The sequence below is a fragment of the Schinkia azotoformans LMG 9581 genome, assembly GCF_000307855.1.
Lineage (GTDB): Bacteria > Bacillota > Bacilli > Bacillales > Bacillaceae_J > Schinkia > Schinkia azotoformans.
Genome location: NZ_AJLR01000036.1, coordinates 1 through 22,614, shown reverse-complemented (window position 1 = coordinate 22,614; position 22,614 = coordinate 1). Strand labels below are relative to the sequence as shown.

General features: G+C 37.0%; 18 protein-coding genes. 17 read left to right on the top strand and 1 reads right to left on the bottom strand.

Annotated features, from left to right (window positions below; genetic code table 11):
* Positions 1-10: 10 nt before the first annotated feature.
* The 14 genes from BAZO_RS02825 (at position 11) to BAZO_RS02765 (ending at position 17,119) form a co-directional block, all read left to right on the top strand.
* Complete coding sequence (locus tag BAZO_RS02825; protein ID WP_003329745.1) at positions 11-1,981, top strand: DHH family phosphoesterase; 1,971 nt, start codon at positions 11-13, stop codon at positions 1,979-1,981.
* Positions 1,981-2,430, top strand: coding sequence for a 50S ribosomal protein L9 (gene rplI / locus BAZO_RS02820; protein ID WP_003329744.1), 450 nt, complete (start codon positions 1,981-1,983; stop codon positions 2,428-2,430). Before BAZO_RS02825 ends, rplI begins: the two co-directional genes overlap by 1 nt.
* 138 nt (positions 2,431-2,568) lie before the next feature.
* Positions 2,569-3,924, top strand: coding sequence for a replicative DNA helicase (gene dnaB, locus BAZO_RS02815; RefSeq protein WP_003329743.1), 1,356 nt, complete (start codon positions 2,569-2,571; stop codon positions 3,922-3,924).
* A 196-nt stretch (positions 3,925-4,120) separates the two neighbouring features.
* Positions 4,121-5,413, top strand: a complete 1,293-nt coding sequence (locus BAZO_RS02810) for an adenylosuccinate synthase (RefSeq protein ID WP_003329742.1) — start codon at positions 4,121-4,123, stop codon at positions 5,411-5,413.
* A gap of 429 nt (positions 5,414-5,842) precedes the next feature.
* Positions 5,843-7,300, top strand: a complete 1,458-nt coding sequence (locus tag BAZO_RS02805; protein WP_003329741.1) for a peptidoglycan DD-metalloendopeptidase family protein — start codon at positions 5,843-5,845, stop codon at positions 7,298-7,300.
* A 189-nt stretch (positions 7,301-7,489) separates the two neighbouring features.
* Complete coding sequence (yycF, locus tag BAZO_RS02800) at positions 7,490-8,194, top strand: response regulator YycF (RefSeq protein ID WP_003329740.1); 705 nt, start codon at positions 7,490-7,492, stop codon at positions 8,192-8,194.
* A gap of 5 nt (positions 8,195-8,199) precedes the next feature.
* On the top strand, positions 8,200-10,029 hold the full coding sequence (gene walK, locus BAZO_RS02795; protein WP_003329738.1) for a cell wall metabolism sensor histidine kinase WalK: 1,830 nt from the start codon (positions 8,200-8,202) through the stop codon (positions 10,027-10,029).
* The gene (locus BAZO_RS02790) at positions 10,026-11,360 is read left to right on the top strand and encodes a YycH family regulatory protein (RefSeq protein WP_003329737.1); all 1,335 of its coding nucleotides are present in this window, start codon (positions 10,026-10,028) and stop codon (positions 11,358-11,360) included. The genes walK and BAZO_RS02790 overlap by 4 nt, the downstream gene beginning before the upstream one ends.
* A complete protein-coding gene (locus BAZO_RS02785; RefSeq protein WP_003329736.1) occupies positions 11,347-12,162 on the top strand; it encodes a two-component system regulatory protein YycI in 816 nt (271 codons plus the stop codon). The genes BAZO_RS02790 and BAZO_RS02785 overlap by 14 nt, the downstream gene beginning before the upstream one ends.
* The gene (locus BAZO_RS02780) at positions 12,146-12,940 is read left to right on the top strand and encodes an MBL fold metallo-hydrolase (RefSeq protein WP_003329735.1); all 795 of its coding nucleotides are present in this window, start codon (positions 12,146-12,148) and stop codon (positions 12,938-12,940) included. The genes BAZO_RS02785 and BAZO_RS02780 overlap by 17 nt, the downstream gene beginning before the upstream one ends.
* Before the next feature lie 123 nt (positions 12,941-13,063).
* Positions 13,064-14,287 (top strand): S1C family serine protease, encoded by a 1,224-nt coding sequence (locus tag BAZO_RS02775; RefSeq protein ID WP_003329734.1) that lies wholly within the window; start codon positions 13,064-13,066, stop codon positions 14,285-14,287.
* A 155-nt stretch (positions 14,288-14,442) separates the two neighbouring features.
* Positions 14,443-14,598, top strand: a complete 156-nt coding sequence (locus tag BAZO_RS21520; RefSeq protein WP_003329733.1) for a CxxH/CxxC protein — start codon at positions 14,443-14,445, stop codon at positions 14,596-14,598.
* Positions 14,599-14,681: 83 nt separating this feature from the next.
* Positions 14,682-15,161, top strand: a complete 480-nt coding sequence (gene rlmH / locus BAZO_RS02770) for a 23S rRNA (pseudouridine(1915)-N(3))-methyltransferase RlmH (RefSeq protein ID WP_003329732.1) — start codon at positions 14,682-14,684, stop codon at positions 15,159-15,161.
* Between the two features lie 263 nt (positions 15,162-15,424).
* Positions 15,425-17,119, top strand: a complete 1,695-nt coding sequence (locus tag BAZO_RS02765) for an RNA-binding domain-containing protein (protein WP_003329731.1) — start codon at positions 15,425-15,427, stop codon at positions 17,117-17,119.
* A 317-nt stretch (positions 17,120-17,436) separates the two neighbouring features.
* On the opposite strand, the gene BAZO_RS02760 is transcribed toward BAZO_RS02765, so the two are convergent.
* On the bottom strand, positions 17,437-18,627 hold the full coding sequence (locus BAZO_RS02760) for a coenzyme F420-0:L-glutamate ligase (protein WP_003329730.1): 1,191 nt from the start codon (positions 18,625-18,627) through the stop codon (positions 17,437-17,439).
* Positions 18,628-18,760: 133 nt separating this feature from the next.
* Here BAZO_RS02760 and BAZO_RS02755 point away from each other — a divergent pair, with 133 nt between their 5' ends.
* From BAZO_RS02755 to BAZO_RS02745, 3 genes are all read left to right on the top strand, one after another.
* Positions 18,761-19,645, top strand: a complete 885-nt coding sequence (locus tag BAZO_RS02755) for a LysR family transcriptional regulator (RefSeq protein ID WP_003329728.1) — start codon at positions 18,761-18,763, stop codon at positions 19,643-19,645.
* 118 nt (positions 19,646-19,763) lie between these two features.
* Entirely contained in the window at positions 19,764-20,216 is a 453-nt protein-coding gene (locus BAZO_RS02750; RefSeq protein WP_003329727.1) for a hypothetical protein, read from the top strand.
* A gap of 386 nt (positions 20,217-20,602) precedes the next feature.
* Positions 20,603-22,537 (top strand): PhoX family protein, encoded by a 1,935-nt coding sequence (locus BAZO_RS02745; RefSeq protein WP_003329726.1) that lies wholly within the window; start codon positions 20,603-20,605, stop codon positions 22,535-22,537.
* Positions 22,538-22,614: the final 77 nt, after the last annotated feature.

The following is a 22,614-nucleotide window of genomic DNA, read 5'->3' as shown; positions in this document are numbered from 1 at the left end:
AGATGAAGATATGCCAAATTCAATCAAAAAACGATGGCGAAGCATTCCGTTTATTCTCTTCTTGATATTATCAATAGCCATGATGGCAACCATAGCTTATTTTCAATGGGTGTTTGGGGTAATCTTCTTTGTAATCATGGGCGTAATCGTTTATTACTTATTAAGATATGAGCTTAATTTGTATGAAGAGATGGAACAATATATTTCAACATTATCCCATCGTGTAAAAAAAGTTGGCGATGAAGCGCTGATGGAAATGCCTATCGGAATTCTATTATATAACGATGAGCATCAAATTGAGTGGTCTAACCATTATTTGGCGGATGTTCTAAATGAGGAAACGTTAATAGGGCGCCATTTAAACACAATATCTGATGGTATGATTTCACTTTTAAAAGGTGAATCAGATCATAACAAAATAATTTTAGATGGACAAATATTCCACGTTCATATTAAACGAGATGAAAGACTTCTATATTTTTTCGACATAACGAACCAAGAGGAAATTGAGCGATTATACGAGGAAGAAAAAGCTGTATTAGCAATCATCTTTTTAGATAATTATGATGATGTAACACAAGGAATGGATGATCAAACCAAAAGTACAATCAATAGCAAAGTGATCTCTATCCTTAATAATTGGGCCAGTAAATACGGTATTTTCCTTAAAAGAACTTCATCGGACCGTTTTATTGCAGTGTTTAATCAATTAATCTTAACCCAGCTGGAAAAAACAAAATTTGATATTTTAGACGAAGTTCGGGAATTAACAACAAAACAAAATGTTTCGTTGACGCTTAGCATTGGGATTGGCAGTGATTCTTCTAATTTGCCGGAGCTTGGAGGTTTGGCGCAATCCAGTTTGGAACTCGCCCTTGGTAGAGGAGGCGACCAGGTTGCGATTAAAAGCCTGAATGGAAAAGTGAAGTTTTATGGCGGTAAGACGAATCCAATGGAGAAACGGACGAGAGTAAGAGCAAGAGTAATCTCTCATGCCCTTCGTGAATGGGTGCTTGCTAGTGATAAAGTTTTTATAATGGGACATAAAGCGCCTGACATGGATGCGATTGGGGCAGCGATAGGGATTCTAAAGGTTGCAGAGGCAAATAATACGGAAGGCTATGTTGTTCTTAATGAAAACGATATTGATTCAGGTGTCCAAAGGCTAATGGCCGAGGTTAGATTGAAAGGTGAGTTATGGCAAAGATTTATTTCACCTGAAGAGGCTTTAGAAATTGCTACTGACCATTCTTTACTAGTTGTTGTTGATACTCATAAGCCATCTATGGTCATTGACCAGAGGCTACTTAATAAGCTTGATAATGTCGTCGTTGTTGACCACCATCGTCGCGGTGAAGAATTCATTGAGAATCCAGTTATGGTGTATATGGAGCCTTATGCATCCTCTACATCAGAGCTTGTTACGGAGTTATTAGAATATCAGCCGAAAACATTAAAAATTGATATGTTAGAATCAACGGCATTATTAGCAGGGATCATCGTTGATACGAAAAGTTTTACATTGCGAACCGGTTCGCGGACCTTTGATGCAGCCTCCTATTTACGCTCGCATGGCGCCGATACGGTACTTGTCCAAAGATTCCTAAAAGAAGACTTAGACCAATATATTAAACGGTCAAAGCTAATTGAAAATAGTAAAATCTATAAAAAAGGAATTGCTATTGCGAAAGCCGGAGCCGATCAAACCTTTGGCCAAGTATTGATAGCCCAAGCAGCGGATGCACTATTATCAATGAATAATGTGATCGCCTCATTTGTGATTTCTAAAAGGCAAGATGGTAAAATAAGTATTAGTGCTCGTTCATTAGGTGATGTTAACGTTCAAATCATTATGGAGAGCTTAGGTGGGGGTGGTCATTTAACAAATGCAGCCACTCAAATTGAAGGAAAAACAATTGATGAAGTTGAACAATTATTAAAAGATGCTATCGATGATTATCTCGAAGGGGGAAAAAAATAATGAAAGTTATATTTTTACAAGATGTTAAAGGTAAAGGAAAAAAAGGTGAAATCAAGAATGTTGCTGACGGATATGCCCATAATTTCCTTTTAAAGAATAATTTAGCCCTTGAAGCAACACCTGCAAATATGAAATCATTAGAAGCGCAGAAGAAAAAACAGGAGCGCGAAGCTGCTGAAGAATTACAAGAAGCAAAAGTGTTAAAAGAAAAGCTAGAAAAGCTTACAGTTGAGCTATCTGCTAAATCAGGAGAAGGCGGTAGACTATTTGGGTCGATTACTTCGAAGCAAATTGCAGATGAGCTAAACAAAGCCTACAGCATTAAAATTGATAAACGTAAATTAGACCTAGACGACTCTATTCGTTCACTAGGTGTAACAAATGTACCGGTTAAGCTTCATCATGAGGTTACAGCTACATTAAAGGTACATGTAAAAGAAACTAAATAGAAAAGCGGAAGTTTTTCGAGTCGCTGGGCACAGGAGCTAGACAGATATACGCAAATTATTATAAAGAGGCTGCCACAAAGATTCTGGACAGCCTCTTTTCAAATGCAAGATTTAACTTAAATGAGAGGGGCAGTCAATATGAGTGATGTATTTACTGATCGAACACCACCGCATAATCTGGAGGCAGAACAAGCGATCATTGGTGCAATCTTTCTTGAGCCGTCTGCTTTAACAACTGCTTCAGAAATTTTGGTGCCTGATGATTTCTATCGAACAGCCCATTCGAAAATATTTACTGCTATGCTTGATCTTTCAGAAAAGGGCGAGCCGGTTGATATCGTAACAGTGACTTCAGAACTCGCTGACAAAAAGCTTTTGGAGGAAGTCGGTGGACTTCAATATTTGAGTGATTTAGCTGATGCTGTTCCAACAGCTGCCAATATAGAATATTACGCTCGAATTGTGGAAGAAAAATCTATATTAAGACGACTCATCCGTACTGCGACTGTCATCGTTACAGATGGCTTTAACAGTGAAGATGATGTGGAAGCATTATTAAATGACGCGGAAAAATCGATCCTTGAAGTAGCAAATCGAAAAAATACGAGCGGTTTTAGAAATATTAAAGATGTATTGGCTAACGTTTATGATAATATCGAGGTCCTTCATAACCGTAAAGGGGATGTAACGGGAATTCCAACCGGTTTCGTTGATTTAGACCGAATGACGGCTGGATTTCAACGCAATGACTTAATTATCGTCGCGGCCCGTCCATCAGTTGGTAAAACCGCCTTTGCCTTGAATATTGCCCAAAACGTTGCCACGAAAACGGATGAAAATGTTGCGATTTTTAGTCTAGAGATGGGCGCAGAGCAGCTTGTTATGAGGATGCTGTGTGCGGAAGGAAATATTGATGCACAAGCCTTAAGAACTGGAAAAATGTCAGAAGATGATTGGAAAAAGCTCACAATGGCGATGGGGAGCCTATCGAATGCAGGTATTTATATCGATGATACTCCAGGGGTTAGAATTAACGAAATCCGCTCCAAGTGCCGCCGATTACAGCAGGAACATGGACTTGGCATGATTTTAATCGATTACTTGCAATTAATTCAAGGCAGCGGACGTTCAGGTGAGAACCGTCAGCAGGAAGTATCAGAAATATCCAGATCCCTGAAAGCATTGGCACGTGAATTAAGTGTTCCAGTTATTGCGTTGTCACAGCTTTCCCGTGGTGTTGAGCAACGTCAGGATAAGCGCCCGATGATGTCAGATATTCGTGAATCAGGAAGTATTGAGCAGGATGCGGATATTGTCGCTTTCTTATACCGCGATGATTACTATGATAAAGAAACAGAAAACCAAAATATAATTGAAATCATCATTGCCAAGCAGCGTAACGGCCCTGTAGGGACGGTAGAGCTTGCGTTCGTTAAGGAATATAATAAATTCGTTAATCTAGAACGTCATCGAGATATGCAACCTAGTGCTTAAGCATTGGGTTGCTTTTTTACGAACAAAGTATTCAATTTTATTAAAAATTGTTCGTGTTTAATTGACTTTAAAGTTGTATATTGTTACACTTACTTTGGTATTTATTTGCATTCCTTAAGCAAATTTATACTTAATTCAGTGACAATAGACTCATGGAAAAATTATGCCGTATTTATATTCGGAGGTGCAGACAAAAATGTCTTCAGTAGTAGTAGTAGGATCACAATGGGGCGATGAAGGTAAAGGAAAGATTACTGACTTTCTATCACAAAATGCAGAGGTCGTTGCTCGTTACCAAGGTGGAAATAACGCAGGTCACACGATTGTATTTGGTGGCAAAAAGTATAAACTACATTTAATTCCATCCGGGATTTTCTTTAACGATAAAATTTGTGTAATTGGGAACGGAATGGTTATTGACCCTAAAGCGTTAGTAACGGAATTACAATACTTACATAACGAAGGTGTAAATACTGATAATTTAAGAATTAGCAACCGCGCCCATGTTATCCTGCCTTATCATCTAAAAATTGATGAGTTAGACGAAGAACGAAAAGGTGCTAACAAAATAGGTACTACTAAAAAAGGTATTGGTCCGGCTTATATGGATAAAGCTGCTCGTATTGGCATTAGAATTGCTGATTTATTAGACCGTGAGGAATTTGAAAGAAAGTTAACGCAGAACTTAGCGGAAAAGAATCGTATTCTTGAAAAGCTTTATGATGCAGAAGGCTTTAAGATTGAAGATATTTTAGATGAATATTATAACTATGGACAACAGTTTGCAAAATACGTATGTGACACATCTGTTGTATTAAATAATGCCCTTGATGAGGGAAGACGTGTATTATTTGAAGGTGCGCAAGGGGTTATGTTAGATATTGACCAAGGTACATATCCGTTTGTTACATCCTCCAATCCAGTTGCTGGTGGAGTTACAATTGGATCTGGTGTGGGGCCTTCAAAAATCAACCATGTTGTTGGTGTTTGTAAGGCCTATACAACACGTGTCGGCGATGGCCCATTCCCAACTGAGCTTCATGACGAAATTGGTCACCAAATTCGTGAAGTGGGCCGTGAGTATGGAACAACAACAGGCCGCCCACGCCGCGTTGGCTGGTTTGACAGTGTAGTAGTTCGTCATGCACGTCGTGTTAGTGGAATTACAGATTTATCATTAAATTCTATTGACGTTTTAACAGGCATTGAAACATTAAAAATTTGCGTTGCTTACAAATATAAAGGTGAAGTTATTGAAGAGTTCCCAGCAAGCTTAAAAGTTTTAGCAGAATGTGAGCCAGTTTATGAAGAAATGCCAGGCTGGACTGAGGATATTACTGGTGTTAAAAAGTTAGATGAGCTTCCTGAAAATGCACGCCATTATGTTGAACGTGTTTCACAATTAACAGGTATTCCACTTTCTGTTTTTTCAGTAGGCCCTGACAGAAACCAAACAAATGTGATTCGCAGCGTTTATGCTTCAAATTAGAAAAGCGTAAGCCACCCGTTAAGCGGCGAAAAAACTGGAGCGCGTCGACTGAGATATAGGAAACACGACGAATAAAATGAGTCGATGTTGACTTATCGTAGGGAGGCGAGTGAAGTTTTACGAGCCGCTGGGTGGCTGGAGCTAGACAGTGATAACATAAAATAAAGTGATAATTGGCTGTCCTAAATAGGTGTAGCATCTATATATAATACCTAGAACTATATCTGGGTATTATATGTGGTTGTACACTACATATGGTATAGCCTATTTCTATTTTCGGGTATTTTCGACAAATTTAGGATTTTGGTAGAGTTTTAGATTAATTTATGGTAAATTAAAAAAGGTGAAATATGGGCATGTTTCATTAAAAAAATTCTGAAATTTTCTTTACAGAAAGAAGGAGTAGGAAGAAACATAGGAGGAAGTTCCGTGGTTCAATTTTTACAAAAGATGACTGCTAATATGACACGACTATTCCAACCACCTCATTCCAATAAAACGATTAAAAAGGCGATTATTGCAACTTCTGTTGTTGCTACTTTGTCAATTGGTTCTGTATATGCTGCTAACGATAAAGATAAAGATAAAGATGTTGATACTGTATACCACATATATTCCGAAGGTAATTTGCTTGGTACTGTTAGTGATAAGACCGTAATTAACGATGTACTAAAGAAAAAGATTAAAGAAGCTGAAAATACATATAGTGAATTAGATTTTTCCATAGATGATCAGATTACATATGTACCAGAAAGAGTGTATACACCTTTATACGATAATAAAGAAGCCATTAAAAATGTAAATAGTTCATTTAATGTGTTGGCAGATGCTGAAGGAATTGCCGTTGATGGCAAGGCTGTTGCATTTGTATCCAATAAAGAAGAGGCTGACCGAGTTATTAAAAGGTTAAAGATGAAATATGTTCCAGAAAAAGTTCTGACTGAGCTGGAGAATGGTTCAAAAGAAGTTAAATACGATGACTTCGTATATATTGACGTTCATCTAGAAGAAAATGTTACATCAGCCGCTGAGAAAGTTGTTCCGGAAGATATTTTATCTGTTGATAAAGCAGTGGAGCTATTAGTAAAAGGTACTCTCCAACCGAAGAAACATGTAGTAAAGGAAGGGGAAGTATTAGGCCAAATTGCAAATGATAATGGTTTAACATTAGCGCAATTTCTTAAATTGAATCCAAATTTAAACGAAGAGGCAACCATACATATTGGGGATGAAGTGAACATACAGTCATATGAACCGTTAGTTCATGTAGCAGTTGAAAAAAATGCTGTTCGAAATGAAGTAATTCCTTTCGAAACAGAGGTCATCGAGGATAAAACCGTATTTAAAGGCACAACCAATGTTAAGCAAGAAGGTGTAAATGGAGAAAAAGTAGTAAGATACTCCATTATTGAAAAGAATGGTTCGATTGCAAAAAAGGTAGTCGTAGATGAGGCTATCGTGAAGGAACCTACAAAGAAGATTATGATTAAAGGAACAAAGGTGATCCCATCTCGTGGAACTGGCAATTTAAGCTGGCCAACTGTTGGTGGATATATTTCAAGTCCAATGGGATACAGATGGGGAAGACAGCATAAGGGTATTGATATTGCGGGACCAAGTAACTACACAATCATGGCAGCTGATAATGGTAAAATAGAGTCTGCAGGCTATGATGGTGGTTATGGAAATAAGATTGTCATCAACCATGGCAATGGCATGAAAACATTGTACGGCCATTTATCAAAAATTGAAGTAAAAGTCGGTCAAACTGTTTCAAAAGGTCAAAAGATCGGTGTAATGGGCTCAACTGGTAATTCAACAGGTACCCATTTGCACTTCGAAGTATATGAAAATGGTAAATTAGTAAACCCAAGAAAACAATTGTAGAATCATAATATAATAGGGCTTCTCAAATGAGCGTGTGCTTGCTGCATTTGGGTAGCCCTTTTTGTCATTGGAATTAATGGGAAAAACTCGGGAATATCTTACAAAGTGGACGTCAAGGGATGCTTAAAAGCTAAAGAAATGGTAAAGTAAAATAGGAAACTTCTGAACGATTATGGGGGAGTGAATTAGTTGGAAAAGCACATTCTAGTTGTCGATGACGAAATGCCGATAGCGGATATTTTGCAATTTAATTTAGAGAAAGAAGGCTATAAGGTTACTTGTGCTTATGATGGGTTAGAGGCTCTTCGCAAGGTGGAAGAAGTAAAACCGGATTTAATTTTATTAGATATTATGTTACCGCACAAGGATGGAATGGAAGTTTGTCGTGAAGTTAGAAAAAAATATGAAATGCCGATTATTATGTTAACAGCGAAGGACTCCGAAATAGATAAAGTATTAGGGTTAGAGCTTGGAGCAGATGATTATGTAACAAAGCCATTTAGTAATAGAGAATTAATTGCTCGGGTTAAAGCGAATTTACGAAGACATCAACAAGATGCAGATAAAGGCAATGGGGAATTATCGGAGATCGTTGTAGGAGCACTTTCGATCCATCCCGATGCATATGTTGTCACAAAAAGAGGAGAACAGATTGAATTGACACATCGTGAATTTGAGCTTGTTCATTATTTAGCTAAACATATAGGCCAAGTGATGACTCGTGAGCATCTTTTACAAACTGTGTGGGGGTATGATTATTTTGGTGATGTTCGCACAGTTGATGTGACTGTTCGGAGGTTAAGAGAAAAGATAGAGGACATCCCCAGTCATCCATCATGGATTGTCACTCGTCGTGGAGTAGGTTATTATTTCAGAAATCCAGATCAGGAGTAACAGCAATGAAAAAAGTCGGTTTCTTTAAATCGATCTATTTTAAATTCGTATTAATTTATGTTTTGCTCATCTTATTTGCCATCCAGGTTATTGGCGTATACTTTGTTCGTGAGCTTGAACAGCAGCTAGTCAACAATTTTACCGAATCGATTAATGAACGGATTAGGCTATTAGTCTATAATATTGGGCAGGAAATGAAAGAAGAACGAAGTGGTAGAACGTTGCAGCTTGAAGACAAAATTAATTTGATTTTACAAGACTTTCTTTCAGACGATATTACATCTGTCCAAGTTGCAGACAGCAGTTTTCGTGTTATTGGTATTTCCGACCCGTATAATCGTGGGATGATTGGTAGAAGAACTACAGAGGTCCGAATAAAGAAGGCTATTATTGGTGGAATTGAGTCAGAGAAAATTTTATTGGATCCTCGAACAGGAAACAGGATGTTTGTAAGGGCAGTCCCTGTTAAGATGAATGAAGATGTGATTGGCGGCATGTACATCATCGCTTCAATGGAAAAAGTTTATGAACAAATGCGTGTTATCAATGCTATTTTAGCCTCAGGTACTATTATTGCCCTGGTAATAACCGCATTATTAGGGGTGTTTGTCGCCCGCACGATTACAAGACCGATCGCAGATATGCGGAAACAAGCCCTTGTCTTAGCTGAAGGGGATTTTTCTCGAAAGGTTAATGTATTTGGGGAAGATGAAATTGGTCAGCTTGCTGAGACTTTTAATGATTTGACGAATAAGCTCGAGATCGCCCAGGAAACAACGGAAGGCGAAAGAAGAAAGTTGAGTACAGTCTTGGCACATATGTCCGATGGTGTTATCGCTACCGATAAGGACGGATATATTATTTTAATGAATGAGCCTGCGGAAAAGATGCTGAATGTTTCACGTGAAACAGTTCTAAATACATCTATTTTGTCATTACTAAAACTTGAGGAAACAGTAACTTTGGAAAAGCTTTTTGATAGCAAGGATTCTGTTTTGCTTGATTTTAGTGATATTTTTCGAAATAAATATATTTTACGTGCTAACTTCTCTGTCATTAAAGATGACCATGGTGAATTAACAGGATTAATTACAGTTCTACAGGATGTTACGGAACAAGAAACGATCGACCAGGAACGCCGTGAGTTTGTTGCCAATGTTTCACATGAATTAAGAACTCCGCTGACAACAATGCGAAGTTATTTAGAGGCGCTTGCTGATGGTGCATGGGAAAATGAAGACCTTGCTCCAAGATTCATCAATGTTACACAGACGGAAACGGAGCGGATGATTCGTCTTGTTAACGATCTCTTGCAGCTGTCTCGACTAGATAGTAAGGATTATCAATTTGTTAAGAAAGGCATAAACTTCACAGGATTTTTTCAGCAAATTATTGATCGGTTTGAGATGGCGAAAGAGGATCAATTTATTTTCGAAAGGGCCTTTTCGCACCGAGATCGCTTTGTCACGATTGATAAAGATAAGATTACCCAAGTGCTGGATAACATTATTTCGAATGCATTAAAGTACTCACCCGAAGGCGGAAAGGTGAGATTTGAATTATTGCAAAAGGAAAATATTCTTCATGTAAGAATATCAGATGAAGGAGTCGGTATTCCTAAATCAGACTTGCCAAAAGTATTCGATCGTTTTTACCGTGTCGATAAAGCCCGTTCGCGGAAAATGGGCGGTACTGGTTTAGGGTTGGCGATCGCGAAGGAAATAATTGAAATTCATGGCGGAGAAATTTGGGCTGATAGTGAAGAAGGAAAAGGAACGACTATCATCTTTACGCTTCCTCTTGACATCCCGCGAAGGGAGGAGGATTTGTCATGAAAGTAAGGATTGAAAAAATAAAATCAATTATTCTTGCCTTACTCGTTTTATTAAGTTTAGCTTTGACATGGGGATTATGGACGTTTCAGCCCCAGTATGACTTTCGCCAAAAGGTAAATAACCTCAACTCCGTTGCAATTGGTGAAAAGCGGCAATTCAATGAAGTAATCAAACCAACGCAATTTATTTATCATCAGGATGGTCTTCATTATGGGGTTACCGACTCTATGTTTACAGATGAAATTTATCAAATGGTGATGGACCTTAATTCATTGGAATATGAACATATCACTTTTTCAACACCGGAACAATTGGATTCCATTTTGTTGAAAGAACGAAGCTTGGAAATGATATTTCCAGTTAATTTACCAATCAATATTTCCAACTACATTATGGGGCCAATAAGACAAGAGTGGGATATTAATTATTTTGATCGTATTATCGTAAGCTTTTCAAAGGAACCTGCTCTTTATTTGATTTCATACGCTACTGACCAAGCGGTAAAATTGAAAGTTGAACAAAATGAGGCGGGCAAAATAAATGAATTGTTGCTGCATAGCAATTTTAAGAATTCACCGTATTTTACTGTCAGCGGCAACCAAGGCCACACTTTATATTTACCGGAACAACGGATAGCGATAAAGCAGCTTACTTTTTCAACCCAAAATATTTTATCTTCTGATTTTAAAAATGCATTGTTTAACGATCCAAATACTCTTAAACAATATCGTTTAAATAATGGGGAGGAATCCTTTACCGATGGAACAAGGGCATTAGAAATCTCACAAAATCAAGATATGATGAGATTTGTAAATCCAGCTAATCAGGAAGTGTACGAGCTGGAACCTGAAGAAATGATTTTAAAATCAATTGAGTTTATTAATGACCATTCAGGCTGGACCGATTCTTTTTCATTAATAGATTGGAGCAGGGCTAAACATACAGTGAAATTTCAATTAATGGTGAACGGCCATCTTGTCTTTAATGACAAGGGTGCAACAATGATCTATGAATCATGGCGAGATAATGAAATTTATGAATATGTTCGGTCCTTAACTAATTTGCGATTTGCTATAGATAGTGAGCAAAAACAAGTGATTTTACCATCTGGAAGAGAGCTTCTTAGTTATTTAACGCAAGTAAAACCGGACTTTACGTTGAGTTCATTAGAGGCCGCACTAGTAGGCTATGACTTTTCAAAAGAAAAATTAAACACAGCTGTCGCAACAGTAAAACCGAAATGGTATATAAAATATGACGGAAAGTGGGAAGGAATCTATATTTCTAGTACGTCTATTAGTCAAGGGGGAGAAAAGCTTGGATTGGAGTAAAACTAAGACTATTTTTATTCTAATTTTTCTTGTCCTTGATTTGTTTTTGGTATTCCAAATTATTGAAAAAAGAACGACTGCTGAACTTGAATATATAACAGAGTCTACAATTGAAGAGCAGTTAGAGGCAGATGAGATCACCTATGTAGGCCTTCCAGAAGAAGTCGAACGTGAGTCTTATATTACCGGTAAAAGAAAAAGGTTTATTTCATCTGATTTACTAAAACTGACAGATCAAAAGGTATCATTTTTAACCCAGGAATGGATTGTATCTAAGCTGAACAGACCCATTCCACTCCCAAATACAAATATTGAGCCATTTTTGCAGGGGTTTTTAAAGGAACATGTGATTTCAGGCTATTCCTATAAGTATTGGGGTTGGAATAAAAAGATAAATAAGCTGATCTTTTTCCAAACCTATCGGGGAAGGCCTTTATATTTCAACGAAAATGCAATGCTTTCGATTCAGTTAAATGAAGACAATGAAATTATCAGTTATGAGCAAACGATGTTGACGAATATAAAGGAAATTAAAGAGGAAGGGTCGAATCAAGAAGTTTTACTTCCTCTGAAAGCAATTGAAAATTTATATAATAACGATTATTTGACATCTGGTGGACATATAACCAAGGTAGAATTAGGATACTACAAGAATGTTCCATTATCAGGTGATGTTCAAATATTCGTTCCGACCTGGCATATCGTTGTTAATAATAAAGAAGACTTTTTTGTCAATGCCATCGACGGACAAGTACTTGAATTAATTCAAACTGGAGTTGGAGAAAATGAGTTTGCATTTTAGTGTACTCGCCAGCGGCAGTACGGGAAACGCCTTTTACATTGGAACAGATAAAGCAAAATTGCTAGTAGATGCAGGTTTTAGTGGGAAACAAATGGAGCAGTTGATGGATACTGTTAACCTTGACCCAAAGGAGTTAGATGGATTATTAGTCACGCATGAGCATAGTGACCATATTAAAGGGTTAGGGATATTGGCCAGAAGGTATAAATTACCGATCTATGCGAATGAGAAGACGTGGAAAGCGATGGAGGGATTAATCGGCGCCATCCCAACAGAGCAAAAGTTCATCTTTGATGTTGGGTCTGTTAAAACATTTGCTGATATTGATGTGGAGTCATTTGGGGTATCCCATGATGCAGCAGAGCCCATGTTTTACTGCTTCCACAGCATGGGAAAAAAGGTAACGCTAGTAACCGATCTAGGGTATGTAAGCGATCGAATTAAAGGAACCATTCGCAATTCAGACGTTTTTATTTTTGAAGCCAATCATGATGTTGAAATGTTAAGAATGGGCCCTTATCCTTGGAATGTAAAACGCCGCATCCTTAGTGATGTCGGTCATGTTTGCAACGAAGATGCCGGCCTTGCTTTAGCAGATTGCATCGGCGATAAAACAAAGCGTATTTATTTGGCCCATTTAAGTAAAGATAATAACATTAAAGATTTGGCAAGAATGTCTGTTTCCCAGACATTGCAGGAAAAAGGATTTGCCGTCGGCGAAGACTTTAAGCTGTACGATACAGATCCAAAAGTCCCCACAAAACTTGCGGTGGTGTAGAAAAGCGGAGGCACCCGCTCAGCGACGAAAAAACTGGAGCGAATGTGAAAAATTTGAGTAGTAACAGCTCAGATCGCACATCCTAGAAATATCATTCATCAGCGAAAGGATTGGTGAATCTAATTGGGATATATTAATGAGGATTATGACAACAGAAGAAAGAATGGCAGTCGCGGAGGATATTTTATAGCATCACTGGTTGGAGCAATTTTAGGGGCATTAATTATCATTTTTACAATTCCAACCTTATTGAAATATGATGTTCTCCCTTATAACTTAATACCGAAAGGAACTACAATTGAGCAGGCATCAGAAGTTCCAAATCAGGGTGGAGTACCTGGTACAGCACAAACCGTAAATGTAAATATTTCATCTGCAGTTACGGATGCAGTCAGTAAAGTATCCGATGCTGTAGTTGGTGTTATTAACATTCAAGAAACTGGTTTTTGGCAAGACACTAGTGAGGTTGGAACGGGCTCAGGTGTTATTTATAAAAAGGAAAATGGGAAAGCCTTCATTGTAACGAACCACCATGTCATTGCAGGAGCGTCAAATGTTGAGGTCAGTTTAAGCGATGGAGAACGAGTTCCAGCCAAAGTGCTAGGCAGCGACGAATTAATGGATTTAGCTGTAATCCAAATTGACGCTGCTAAAGTAAAGACTGTAGCTGAAATTGGAACATCCAATAATTTAGTAGTTGGGGAGCCTGTACTGGCAATTGGAAACCCGCTCGGGCTGCAATTTTCAGGGTCCGTTACCCAAGGTATTATAAGTGGTGTTGAAAGAACGATTCCTCAAGACTTTAATAAGGATGGAATACCTGATTGGCAGTCGGAAGTTCTTCAAACGGATGCAGCAATTAACCCGGGTAATAGCGGTGGTGCACTTGTTAACATCGAAGGACAGGTTATTGGAATTAACTCGATGAAGATTGCCGAGCAAGCCGTTGAAGGAATTGGTCTGGCAATTCCAATTGATAGCGCAATCCCAGTAATAGAAGACCTAGAGAAATTCGGGGAAGTCCGTCGTCCATTTATGGGAGTGGGGCTAAGATCATTAAATGAGATCCCAAGTTATCACTGGCAAGAAACATTAAAACTGCCTAAGAACGTTGAAAAAGGTGTCTTCATTGTGAGTGTTATGCCAAACTCTCCTGCTTCAGTTGCCGGTTTAAAAGAGTTAGACGTGATTGTAGAGTTAGATGGTAAACCAATCGTCGATGTGCTTGAGTTGCGTAAACATCTGTATATTGACAAAGAGATTGGTGATTCTATGGAAGTGACCTATTATCGCGATGGAAAGAAATTCACAACGACAATGAAGTTAACTCAGGAAGAGACATATTAAGAATAAAAGGGGGATCAATCATCCACAAGTTATTACCAATGTGGATAAATTGATCTCCTTTTTTGATGGAATAGGATTGTGGATTATGTCTAATCATGTAAAATAATTGATAGTAGTTTTGTTAGTAAAATTTTGTGGATAGAGGGTGAACAAGGATGATTAAATGCTGTGAAGAACACGTTGAATTAGCGTTAGATATAATAGTTGATGAATATGAAGTTGCACCTACTATAGAGAAGATAGAAGGAAATGACTTATCAACAACCTGTGAATATTGTCAAAATACCGCAGTATATGTTGTGTCGAACTAATATTCGTCCACAATATACGGAATTAGTTTTGTGGATATGTGGATAAATATTGTGGATAACTTGTTTATAGCAGGAGGACAAATGTGAATATCTCAATTTTCAGTGTTGGCAAACTAAAAGAGAAATATTTAAAGCAGGGGATCGATGAATATTTAAAAAGATTAGGACCCTATGCAAAAATAGAAGTCATCGAAGTGGCCGATGAAAAAGCACCGGAGAACTTAAGCGAAGTTGAAATGGAACAAGTGAAGGATAAAGAAGGAGAACGCATTCTTGCAAAAATTTCCGATGATACGTATGTTATTATTTTAGCCATTCAAGGGAAAATGCTTACCTCTGAAGAATTGGCGCGGGAAATTGATCAACTGGCGACATACGGTAAAAGTAAAATTGCTTTTGTCATTGGAGGCTCATTAGGATTAAGCAAGGCAGTCGAAAAGCGGGCTGATTACGCATTATCATTTTCAAAAATGACCTTTCCTCATCAATTGATGCGGCTAATATTGGTGGAGCAGATATATCGGGCTTTTAGGATTAATAGGAACGAACCTTATCATAAATAGATGCGGCCTTTAGAGAAATAAGTCCAATAATGGTTATTATGAAGTATTAGGAAAGGTGATACGGAGTCTTCTGTATTACCTTTTTAGTGAATATTTTTAAGAAGGGAATTAATCACATATATAGAATTTATAATAAATAACACGACTTTTCCAGAATGAAATTGGCCAATAAGCCTTGATATAACTAGGAAGGATAGTAATCCGATGCTCAAGTTTGTGCAGACAGTATAAAAATTCAATTTGAAAAGGAGGAGGTGTTAAAGATGATGATATCTAAAGATGAAATTTACCGTCTACTAGATAAGTTGGAAACAAATATTGCTGATGACCTCGAGTCACAACAATTAGATTTTAAGCAATGGATTACAAGAAGTTTTGATGACAATATTAAGTTGATGTTAAGAATGGCTGTGTGCATGGCCAATGGTGGAGGGGGAAGTGTTGTATTCGGTGTTGCGGATAAAGTTAAAGGGAGATCTAATGCAATATTAGGTGTTCCGCAAGATGTGGAAATCACAATACTTCAAAAAAGAATTTATGAAAAAACAGATCCACATCTAACTCCGGTATTTGAGGATATTGTTATACCTGAGGGAACAAAGCGCTTATTGTTAATGAATGTGTATCCGGGTATGCCGCCTTATACTACAACTGATGGGTCAGCAACAATAAGACAGGGCAAAGATTGTATTCCATATACTGGGTCATTAAGGCGTAAAATGATGGATTCTTCCTCTCAAATGGACTTCACTGCTGAAATTATACATGAGGATTGGAAAAGTCTTTTCTCACATTCCGCAATGGAACGAGTACGTGAAATTATGTCTAGAGAAAGGGTAGACGAAAAACTTTTATCATTATCTGATGAGGATTTATTACGGTCAATTGGAGCGTTAAAAGATAATTATTTTACAAAAGGTTCCTTGTTACTTGTTGGGAAACCTGAGGCTATTTCAAGGTTGATTCCTCAACATAAATGGTCGTATAGAAAGATGATCAGTGATACAGATTATTCCCTTAGGGATGACGGAACGCACGCTATTCCCGTGGCATTATATGAACTCGAACGATATATTGCTGTTGATAATCCAATGGTAACTGTTGAATCAGGACTTGTACATCCAGAGTTTAGCACTTATCCGACAATAGCACTAAGAGAAGCGTTACTTAATGCATTTGGTCATCGGGACTATCGAATGATTGGAACTATAATGTTGAAACAATATAAGGATAAGCTAATCCTAACTAATCCAGGGGAGTTTGTCGGGGGTATTACTCCTCAAAACATCCTCCACCATCCCCCAGTAGCGAGGAATAACCACTTAATGGATTTACTAGATAGGCTAAAATTAGTCAATCGCTCAAATTTGGGCGTTTCAAGGATATTTCGCTCATTATTAATTGAAGGAAAAGAGCCACCTATCTATAGGGAAATTGGTAGTAACATTGAGCTTACTTTTATATCTTCTCCTCTAAATAAAGACTTTAAAAACTTGATTGATTATATGGCGAAAGAAAATCATCACATTGATGTTGACCACTTGCTTATATTGCAATATTTAATAAGACATGAAGAAATTGATACTTCAATAGCTGCTGATGTCGCACAAAGAAGTATGGAACAAGCCCGTGAACTACTTAGCCGTATGCATAATGAATTTAACTTATTAGAATCAATTGGTCGTGGGAAAGGTAGGTATTTCACCCTTTCACGAAATGCTTATGAAATGTTAAAAGGTGAATTGAAATATGAACGGCAACAAAGTTTAGATAAAGAGGTAGTCAAAATTCGAATCCTATCAATTTTAAAGACAGATCGAAGCCTAACTAATAAGGAAATAAGACAATTAACTGGAATGAATCGTAAACAAGTTCAACGTTTAATACAAGAATTAGAACCTGATGGTGTAAAGACTATAGGAAGAGGAGCGGGAACGAAGTACATCTATTCACCATAAAATAGGGACAAATAGGGACATCATTAGAGCTTAAATAATTAGTATTCAAATACTAATTGTGAAAATGGGGACAAAATAGGGACATAATGGGGACATTATGGAAATTAATAATCAGACGAGGTAACCCTTTATTATTTTTAGTGGTTTTACTTCGTCTTTTTAATTAAGAAAATAAAGCTAATTTACTTATGGTGAGATATTTAGTGGAAAAACCGCAGGTATATAAGGTGCGATGAACCTAACCATAAATAGCTGCAGTTTATGAACGATAAAGCAAAAGGGTGTCTTAATTTAAAAGACACCCTTTTGTACTGCTCTTATTTTGTATAGTTATCGAAGTATCCTTGAATATAGATCATTGGGGTTCCTTTGTCACCGCTGCCGGAAGTTAAATCAGATAATGATCCAATTAGGTCCGTTAATCTACGTGGTGTAGTTCCTTGTGCTTCCATTGCACCAACAAGGTCTTCATTTTTATTCTGGATATATTCAGAAATAGCCTGTTTTAACTCTTTTCCACGAAGGTGTGAGAAATTGTTATCTGCTAAGTATTTTAATTTCACTTCATTTGGTGTGCCGTCAAGCCCGGCCGTATATCCTGGTGATACAACAGGGTCTGCGAGTTCCCAAATTTTACCCACTGGATCTTTAAATGCACCATCGCCGTAAACCATGACTTCTACTGTTTTTCCTGTCTCTTCTTTAAGCTTAGCTTGAATACTATCGACAATTGGCTGACAGTTATTAGGGAATAGTTTAACACTGTCTTCCGTTGCCTTATTGGATCCTAGTAAGCCGTAGGCCTCGTTAAATCCGCTGCCATTGATTGATTCTTTGAGAATGTCATCAAGGCCCAATACATTTTTAGCCCCATTGTTTGTTAAGATGCGCTTTGTTCTAAAGCGAGAATGAATATCACAAGTTAACACATTCTTTGTAAAGTCTAAAATGGTTTTTGCATTGTTTGAGAAGATAACTTCACAATTTGCTCCTTCCGCTTCGATTAAACTTTTATAATAATCAATATAGTCAACACCTGTGAATCGATGTTTGTTATAACCGAAATGCTTGCGGAAGTCAGCTTCTGATAATACGTCTGTCCAAGGGTTAATTCCTTTAATATCGAGGTCGTCAATATCTACTAGGTGATTACCCACTTCATCAGAGGGATAACTTAACATTAAGACTACATTCTTTGTTCCTTTTGCAATCCCTTTTAGGCAGTTCGCAAATCGATTACGGCTTAGGATTGGAAAAGTCACACCGATTGTTTCTTCTCCAAATTTACTCTTAATATCTGTAGCAATATCGTCAATAGTCGCATAGTTCCCTTGGGCACGGGCTACAACGGATTCAGTAATCGTAACGATGTCACGATTTTGAATAGAAAAACCCTCTACTTTAGCTGTATTTAATACAGTATTTACGACAATTTCTTCAATGTTATCGCCTTTGTTAATGATTGGTCCGCGAAGTCCGCGTACGACTGTTCCAACTACTCTTTCCAATATAATCTCTCCTCTAATAAGAGTATTTATTGTTAATTAATGAAGTACGATTTTTTTATCCTATACTACTATATCCTTTTAAGTGATATTAGTAAAATTAATGTTTATAATATGTGATATAAGGGGTGGTAATGTGATTGGGAAATTGGATTTATATCGCATTTTTAACATTGTCGGTCGAAATAAAAGTTTTTCAAAGGCGGCACAGGAACTATATATGACACAATCTGCTGTCAGTCAATCGATTTCAAAGCTGGAGAATGAATTAGATATACAGCTTTTCTACCGAACATCAAAGGGCGTAGAATTAACAAATGAAGGAAGTCTATTATATGAACACGTGAACTCAGCGATAGGAATGATTAATGTTGCAGAAGATAAATTATTAGAATTTAAACAATTAAAGTTTGGAGAATTACGAATCGGGGTTGGAGATACAATCTCACGTTATTTTCTGTTACCTTATTTGGAGGAATTCCATCTCCGATACCCCGGAATTAAATTAACTATATTAAATGGAACAACAACCGAAATTTGTGCGCTTATTAAAACTGGCAAAGCGGACTTAGGCTTATGTAATTTACCTATACAAGACGAGAATATTCAAACCATACCATGTAAGGAGATTCAGGATATTTTTGTTTGTGGAGAAAAATATAAAAGAATAACTAAGAAGCCAATTAGTTTTGAGTATTTAATGAAAATGCCGTTAATATTTTTAGAAAAAAAATCAAACTCAAGAATCTTTGTAGAAAACTTTTTGAAAAAGAAGGGATTCCAGGTTTCACCTGTATTCGAACTTGGATCCTATGATTTATTAATAGAATTTACAAGAATAAACTTAGGTATTTCTTGTATCATAAAAGAGTTTTCAAAGGATTACATAGAAAAGGGATATTTATACGAGGTATTGTTAGAAGAGGAAATTCCAAAAAGGAGCATTGGTATTTGTTATTTAAAAAACGTTTCGTTATCACGTGCAGCGAAAAGGTTTGTAGAAAGAATTAATTACATCTAAAGTTGTAAAGTCTTATTTTGATGTATGGCATTTTTTATCTTTTTGCACTTACTATGATTAGATTGTCCAAGCTATATCTCTTTAATTGCATATTTTACTGTATAAGGAGGTGACTTTAATGTTTCGTATAATTGATTATCAAGCAACAGAACCGGTTAGTAAGGTTGATACAATTAGACCAAAAATGATTCCTCATTCTCCGAAAAGATTGATAGTAGCACATATTAATATAACTATTCCTCGAAGAAATGCAAATAATAATAATGTAGAATTAATTGCGACAGTGGGAGTGCGTGGAGTTACTGGTACATCTCAACTTTTGTTTAAGATCTTCCGTGATGGAAGGGAAATCTTCAGGGCTCAAGAAGGAGTGGAATCAGACCCTACCTCAGAGGTAAACTATATAGCAACATTTCAAGCTATAGATACGAATGTGGGGGCAGGTAAACATCTTTATCAAGTAACAGTTGAAAATATTACTAATGGTACGGAAGCTGCTGTTGTAGGACCAATTTCCTTTAGTGGTTTAGCAATTGCTCCTTCCGAAAAAATTCATCATGAAGACGACTAAGAAATAGATCGTAACGAGTGGACATTGGTACCTTACTATTATACTACCAGATTTTATAGTGTGAATTTGTTACATTATGTCCCATGCTTTGAATGGTGGACCTCTCTCCAATTGGATTATAATTCGAAGACAACTGTAGAGGGAGGATGAACTTTTTTCACCTCCCTTGTAATCCCCATCTGGTTTAACAGGTGGGGATTATTTACGTTTACATCCAAACCCCTGAGTTCACCTTGATCAATTAAAAATGGAATGTTATCAAAAAAGCCCCTGTTAACATTGAATATTTAGAACTAATAAAAAACATACACAAGGTTAATATTGTATTAACAATTATTTGGTTTAATTGAACTGTAAACTATAAATCTACTAGGGGGATTTTTTAGATGATTAATAAGAAACTAGCGAAAAAAGGGGCTACTTTAGCACTTACATTAGCTATTACTGTTCCAGCAGTAACACCAGTAGTAGCGGCTTCTCAGGAAAATATTAAAATAGAATCTGTTAAATTTAATGGAATGGCAGCACCTACTACTATTGATGAAATGGTAAAAACATATACAAATGCAACAGTTGATGTGAAATATATCAATGGAAAAGTAAAAACATTTCCGCTGTCTTACAACTACCTATTTAAATCCGAAGATAAGGTAGCAACAGTTAAAGGGGAAAAAATTCCTGCAGGTACTCCCATTGATGTAAATGGAAATCCAATTAAGGATCCAAGCAGCACAAACGGAGGCTACTTTGTCTCCGATGCTCCAGATTCAAACAGCTTATTAATGCCTATTAACGGTAAACTTTATATGATTACACATTATGAATATCAAACTGTTGATGCTGCTGGTAAATCAGCATACGGTTTAGTTCCAGCATCTATGTCTTTAACTGAGTTGGAACAGGACAAAAAAACAGGTGAACTTAAAACTGTAAAAGTAGAAAAAATTGATTTTTCAGCCGTGAATGGACTTTGGATTCCATGTAACGGATCATTATCTCCATGGAATACACATTTAGGTTCTGAAGAGTATGAACCAGATGCACGTCTTTTCTTAGACCCAACTTCGAAAGTAAGAAGTCAAGTTGAAACATTCTCTCAATTCTATTTCGGAGATACAGCAAAGGCTAATCCTTATTTCTATGGCTATACTCCTGAAATTACAGTAGATAAGAATGGTAAAACATCAGTTGTAAAACATTACAGTACAGGACGTTTCTCTCATGAGTTAGCTAAAGTCATGCCTGATAACAAAACTGTTTTTTACGGGGATGATGGTGGTAATACAGGAATGTTTATGTATGTAGCGGACAAAGAAAAGGATTTATCATCAGGTACATTATATGCAGCTACATTTAAACAAACAGGTATTGAAAACGGTGGCTCAGGAGATTTAAAATGGATTAATTTAGGACATGCAACGGATAAAGAAGTGAAAGATATTATTGATAGCGGCATTACATTCAATGATATTTTTGAAACTTCAGATGCTCCTAAAGAAGGTTTCACCGCTATTAAAACATACTCAAATGAAGGAAAAGTTGAATACTTAAAACTTAAACCTGGCAAAGAAAAAGCAGCAGCCTTCCTTGAAACTCGTCGATATGCGGCTATTCTTGGTGCGACTACAGAATTTAATAAAATGGAAGGCGTAGCACTAAACGAAAAGGATAAAAAAGTTTATATTGCAATTTCCGATCAAAGTAAGGCTATGGAAAAAGATTCAACAGGAAAAGACCCAGCAGACCATATTCAATTGCCAAAAATTAAAGCTGGTGTAACTTATCAATTAGACCTACAAGGTGGCCAAAAAGATAGTCAAGGAAAGGCAATTAATAGCTCATATGTAGCACTTTCAATGTCTGGATTAGTTGTTGGTGAAGATTTAAAAGAAGCTGATGCATACGGAAACACTGCGAATGTAGATAAAGTAGCGAATCCAGATAACCTAAGTTACTCTGAAGCTATGAGAGTACTATTTATTGGTGAAGATAGTGGTGCACACACAAATAACTTCGTTTGGGCTTATAATGTTGATACTAAAGAATTAGCTCGAATTTTATCTGTTCCAGCAGGAGCGGAAGCAACTGGCTTATTTGCTGCTGATGACCGTAATGGATTCTCATACATTTTAAGTAATTTCCAGCATCCTGGTGACGAAGTGGATGGTAAGGCCATTACAGCAGTTAATAAAGAAGAACTACTTAAAGCAGTTGATGAACAAATTGGTATTAATAAAACAGGTGGTATTGGTTATATCTCTGGTCTGCCATCTGTAACAAAAATGCCGGATTTCTCTCAATCTGGTAAAAAGGGTAACTGATATAAGTGCCTGTCCACCCGTTTTTTGTCGAATTCATCGACATTATTCGGCGGGTAGCATTGATCGACCCCCTTATA

Coding starts and splice junctions, on each gene's coding strand:
- BAZO_RS02825 (WP_003329745.1), top strand. CDS start 11: ATGCCAAATTCAATCAAAAAACGATGGCGAAGCATTCCGTTTATTCTC.
- rplI (WP_003329744.1), top strand. CDS start 1,981: ATGAAAGTTATATTTTTACAAGATGTTAAAGGTAAAGGAAAAAAAGGT.
- dnaB (WP_003329743.1), top strand. CDS start 2,569: ATGAGTGATGTATTTACTGATCGAACACCACCGCATAATCTGGAGGCA.
- BAZO_RS02810 (WP_003329742.1), top strand. CDS start 4,121: ATGTCTTCAGTAGTAGTAGTAGGATCACAATGGGGCGATGAAGGTAAA.
- walK (WP_003329738.1), top strand. CDS start 8,200: ATGAAAAAAGTCGGTTTCTTTAAATCGATCTATTTTAAATTCGTATTA.
- BAZO_RS02790 (WP_003329737.1), top strand. CDS start 10,026: ATGAAAGTAAGGATTGAAAAAATAAAATCAATTATTCTTGCCTTACTC.
- BAZO_RS02780 (WP_003329735.1), top strand. CDS start 12,146: ATGAGTTTGCATTTTAGTGTACTCGCCAGCGGCAGTACGGGAAACGCC.
- BAZO_RS21520 (WP_003329733.1), top strand. CDS start 14,443: ATGATTAAATGCTGTGAAGAACACGTTGAATTAGCGTTAGATATAATA.
- BAZO_RS02765 (WP_003329731.1), top strand. CDS start 15,425: ATGATGATATCTAAAGATGAAATTTACCGTCTACTAGATAAGTTGGAA.
- BAZO_RS02750 (WP_003329727.1), top strand. CDS start 19,764: ATGTTTCGTATAATTGATTATCAAGCAACAGAACCGGTTAGTAAGGTT.
- BAZO_RS02745 (WP_003329726.1), top strand. CDS start 20,603: ATGATTAATAAGAAACTAGCGAAAAAAGGGGCTACTTTAGCACTTACA.